At 68.3% G+C, this 4,801-nt stretch carries 5 protein-coding genes; 4 read left to right on the top strand and 1 reads right to left on the bottom strand.

Annotated features, from left to right (window positions below):
• The 4 genes from ACFHYQ_RS22555 to ACFHYQ_RS22540 form a co-directional block, all read left to right on the top strand.
• The coding region (locus ACFHYQ_RS22555; protein WP_394303118.1) for an SDR family NAD(P)-dependent oxidoreductase at positions 1–609 on the top strand (609 nt) is incomplete at its 5' end.
• Positions 610–763: 154 nt separating this feature from the next.
• Positions 764–1,306 carry a nuclear transport factor 2 family protein gene (locus ACFHYQ_RS22550; RefSeq protein ID WP_204010090.1) on the top strand — a complete coding sequence of 181 codons (543 nt, stop codon included), beginning with the start codon at positions 764–766 and terminating at the stop codon, positions 1,304–1,306.
• 81 nt (positions 1,307–1,387) lie between these two features.
• Entirely contained in the window at positions 1,388–2,347 is a 960-nt protein-coding gene (locus tag ACFHYQ_RS22545) for an alpha/beta hydrolase (RefSeq protein ID WP_394303117.1), read from the top strand.
• Positions 2,348–2,421: 74 nt separating this feature from the next.
• Positions 2,422–4,047, top strand: a complete 1,626-nt coding sequence (locus tag ACFHYQ_RS22540) for a flavin-containing monooxygenase (protein ID WP_394303116.1) — start codon at positions 2,422–2,424, stop codon at positions 4,045–4,047.
• A 142-nt stretch (positions 4,048–4,189) separates the two neighbouring features.
• Here the strand turns inward: ACFHYQ_RS22540 and ACFHYQ_RS22535 are convergent.
• On the bottom strand, positions 4,190–4,801 hold a 612-nt coding region (locus tag ACFHYQ_RS22535; RefSeq protein WP_394303115.1), incomplete at its 5' end, for an SDR family NAD(P)-dependent oxidoreductase.

The following is a 4,801-nucleotide window of genomic DNA, read 5'->3' as shown; positions in this document are numbered from 1 at the left end:
CGCTTCCGCTCCCACCACGTCGACATGGCCGACGACGCCTCCATCGTCGCGGCGGTGCGGGCGGCGGCCGAGGATCTCGGCGGCCGCATCGACGTGGTCTGCAACATCGCCGGGGTCACGCTGGCCACCCCGATCGACGACCTGGACATCGACCGGATCCGCACCATCACCCAGGTGAACTTCATCGGCCCGCTCCGGCTCATCTCCGAGGCGCTGCCGCACATCCCCGCGGGCAGCGCCAGCGCGATCATCAACGTCGCCTCCAACGCGGCGACCCAGGCGGTGCCCACGATGGCCGCCTACGCCGGCTCCAAGGCGGCCCTGGTCTCGGCCTCCTTCACCCTGGCCGTCGAGCTCGCCCCCAAGCGGATCCGGGTCGTCCCGATCTCCCCGTCCGGCGTGCAGACCAAGATGATGTGGGAGATCTGGGAGCAGGTGAAGGACTACGAGGGCGACTGGTACTCCCGCATGATCCACCTGTGGGGTCAGCAGGAGTCAGGTCAGGCCCACGAGCTGGCCGCCTTCATCGCGTTCGCCGCCTCGGAAGAGGCCAAGTACTGGAACGCGTCCGAACTGCGCATCGACGGCGGCGCCCGCGCCTCGTTCTGACGATCGCACGCATCCTGCCGCGCGCCGCTCGGATGGCGCGTGCCCCGGGTCCGCGGAGACTCGACTCAGCCACGAGTTCTCCGCGGACCCGGGCGAGCCCGCTGTACGCCCAATGGGCGCCCTCGCCCGCCACTGCCTGCTGAGATGAGGAGGGATGACCGTGGCGCGACAGCGTTCGGAGTGGTCGGACCGCCAGGAGATCCACGATGTCGTCCTGCGCTACTGCAGGGGCATCGACCGGCTCGACTTCGACCTGGTCCGCTCGGCCTACCATCCCGGCGCGATCGACCATCACACCGGCTTCGAGGGGACCGTCGAGGAGTTCCTCGCCTGGGTCGAGCCCAAGCTCCGGGCCCGTCTCGGCGGCACCATGCACATCGTGGGGAACCACCTCGTCGAGCTGTACGGCGACGTGGCGATCGCGGAGACGTACGGAACCTTCGTCCACTGGGGTGAGCCGGCCGACGACCCCCGGGTCAACTTCACCAGCGGCGCGCGCTATGTCGACCACATGACCTGTCGGGACGGCCGCTGGGCGATCTCCGAGCGCTGGGCCGTACGCGAATGGACCCGCTCGGAGGCGGGCCGGTTCGTGGCCAAGGAAGGCGACGGCCCCACGGGACGGCGCGACGAGCACGACCCGCTCATCCTGCTCCAGCGCCGCATCGCGCCCGCGAAGCCAGAGAACGGCAGATAAGCCGGCTGTTGCCATGACTAATGACAAAGCTCACATTCCGCCACAAATTTTGACTCCCCCGTCGCTCCAGGAGGAACTGCCGTGACCTACGCCTACGATCCCGAGATCCGGCCGTGGATCTCGATGCTCCCCACGCTCGACGTCACCGATCTCGCGGCCGCCCGCGCCTTCACCGCGGCCATGATCGAGCAGTTGCCGCCGTTCGAGCTCCCCGCCGGGCTGACCCTCGAGCGGCGGACGGTGCCCGGCCCGGACGGGGCGCCCGACGTCCCGATCCTGGTGTTCGCGCCCACCGAGCACAACGGGGAGCGGCCGGCCTTGGTGTACGGCCACGGCGGAGGGTTCGTACTTGGCGACAGCGAAGGCGAAAAGGCCCTTCCCGCGCAGATCGCCGCCGAGGTCGGCGCCGTCGTCATCTCGGTCGACTACCGGCTGGCGCCGGAGCACCCCTTCCCCGCCCCCGTCGAGGACTACTACGCGGTGCTGCGGTGGACCGCGAAGAACGCCGCCGCCCTGGGCGTCGACCCGGCTCGGATCGCGGTGGGCGGGGTCAGCGCCGGCGCCGCCCTCGCGGCAGCGACGGCCCTGCTCGCGCGTGACCGCGGCGGCCCCGAGCTGTGCTTCCAGCTGCTCGACATCCCCGTGCTCGACGACCGGCTCGACAGCCCGTCGATGCGGGAGTTCACCGACACGCCGCTGTGGAACCGCCCCAACGCGATCCACAGCTGGCGGCACTACCTCGGCCCGCGCCAGGAGGACGACCCGGTCTCGCCCTATGCCGCGCCCGCCCGCGCGACCGACCTGTCCGGGCTCCCCCCGGCGTACGTCTCGGTCTGCGAGTTCGACCCGCTGCGCGATGAGGGCATCGCGTACGCGCAGCGGCTCGTCCAGCATGGAGTGCCCACCGAGTTGCACCTGTTCGCGGGGACGTTCCACGGCTCCGGCGGCGCCCTGCCGATGGCCGGGGTCTCGCAGCGGATGCGCGCGGAACTGATCGACGCCACCCGCCGGGGACTGGCGCCCCGCCCCACCGCGGCGTAGGGCCGCTTTGGCCGAAACCGGAGCACCCAGAGTGGAAAAGGAATATCTCGATGTCGACGGTAGAAGAAACACCGATGGAATCCGCGAGACCGATCACCGGAGCCGAATACGACGTCGTCGTCATCGGCGCGGGCTTCAGCGGGCTGTACGCGCTGTACCGGCTTCGTGACCTGAACGCGAAGGTCGTCTGCTTCGAAGCGGGCGACGGAGTGGGCGGCACGTGGTACTGGAACCGATACCCCGGGGCACGGGTCGACATCGAGAGCATGCAGTACTCGTACTCGTTCGACGAGGACCTCCAGCAGGAGTGGAGGTGGCCCGAGCACTACTCCCCCCAGCCCGATCTCGAGGCGTACGCCAACCATGTCGCCGACCGGTTCGACCTCCGTGAGCGGATTGAGTTCAGCGCCCGGGTGAACCGGCTCCGGTTCGACGAGGCGGCGAACCGCTGGCACGTCCGGACCGATCGGGGCGACCAGGTCGTCGCCAAGTACGTCATCGCCGCCGCCGGCAGCCTGAACGCCGAGAACATTCCGCAGTTCCCGGGCCTGGACTCCTTCCAGGGCCAGTGGTACCACACCGCGAACTGGCCCAGGGAGGAGGTCGACTTCACCGGCAAGCGGGTGGGGCTCATCGGGACCGGATCGACCGGGATCCAGATCGCTCCCGTGGTCGCCGAAACGGCCGGCCACCTCCATGTCTTCCAGCGCACGCCGAACTTCAGCCTGCCGTCGAAGAACCGGCCGCTCGAACCCGAGTACGAACGCGAGTGGAAGGCGAACTACACCGAACGGCGCGCCGCCATCTCCCAGGACCCCGGCGCGGTCTACTGGGCGAATCCGGCAGACCGCCGCTCCATATTCGAATTCACCCCCCAGGAACGCGAGCAGATCCTGAACGAGGCGTGGGCGTCCAAGGGCGGCTTCGAGTTCGTCCGCTGTTTCAGGGAAACGATGGTGAATCCGGAGGCCAACGAAATCGTCGCCGAGTTCGTCCGGAACAAGATCCGGCAGACGGTCAAGGACCAGGCTGTAGCGGAACTGCTGTGCCCGAAGACGTACCCGTTCGGCACCAAGCGGCTCTGCCTTGACTCCGGATATTACGAGACGTTCAATCGCGAGAACGTCACCCTCGTCGACGTACGCAGCGATCCGATCACCGAGGTCACTCCAACCGGGCTGAAGACGACCGCCACTGCCTATGACCTGGACATCATCATCTTCGCGACCGGTTTCGACGCGATGACCGGGGCGATGACCAGGATGAACGTGACCGGCGTCGGCGGCATGGATCTCCGCGACAAGTGGGCGAACGGCCCGACCAGCTATCTCGGCTACTTCGTCGCCGGATTCCCCAACCTGTTCATGATCCACGGCCCCGGCAGCCCCTCGGTCCTCGCCCAGATGATCACCAGTGGTGAGTGGCAGGTCGACTGGGTCGTCAAGTTCGTCGAGCACATGGAGGAGAACGGCTACGGGCGCGTCGACACCACCTCCGAATGGGAGGAAAACTGGAGTGCCGAGGTGAACATGGTCGCCGACTACACGCTCTACAAGAAGGCGGACTCCTGGTATCTGGGAGCCAACATCCCCGGCAAGCCCCGCGTGTTCATGGTCTACGTCGGCGGCTTCGACCGATACATCCAGCGGTGTAACGAGCAGGTCGAGGCCGGCTACGAGGGATTCGTCTTGAGCAGGTAGCCCGCCTGCTGGTAGCGATCCGCGTAAATGGCTGGGGCGTCCGGCAAGAGCGGCGGCGATCGTCCGCTCCCGAAGGGCGCCCCGGCCCGCCGAGGTCGGAGGATCGCGAGGAGACGCGGGCGGGACGTGCAGGCACGTTCCTTCAGAACGAGGCGCGGGTGCCGCCGTCGACGCGCAGTTCGGACGCGTTCCAGTATTTGGCCTCCTCCGAGGCGGCGAACGCGATGAACGCTGCCAGGTCGTCGGCCTGGCCCATCGTCTCCCGGCCCCACAGAAGGGTCAGCCGCGAATACCAGTCGCCACCTCGGTAGCCCTGCAACTGCTTCGCGAAATCCCCCTTCATCTTGGTCTGCACGCCGGACGGGGATATCGGGACGACCCGGATCCGCTTGGGGGCGAGCTCGACGGCCAGGGTGAAGGAGGCCGAGATCAGCGCCGCCTTGGAGCCGGCGTAGGCGGCCATCGTGGGCATCGCCTGGGTTCCCGAGGTGGAGGCGACGTTGACGATCGCACTGGAGCCGCCCGCGGGGATGTGCGGCAGCGCCTCGGAGATGAGCCGGAGCGGGCCGATGAAGTTCACCTGGGTGATGGTGCGGATCCGGTCGATGTCCAGGTCGTCGATCGGGGTGGCCAGCGTGACCCCGGCGATGTTGCAGACCACGTCGATGCGGCCGCCGAGATCCTCGGCCGCGGCCCGCACCGCCGCGACGATGGAGGCGTCGTCGGCCATGTCGACGTGGTGGGAGCGGAAGCG

Source organism: Sphaerimonospora cavernae (genome assembly GCF_042435035.1).
Lineage (GTDB): Bacteria > Actinomycetota > Actinomycetes > Streptosporangiales > Streptosporangiaceae > Sphaerimonospora > Sphaerimonospora cavernae.
This window is presented reverse-complemented; position numbering and strand designations above follow the sequence as displayed.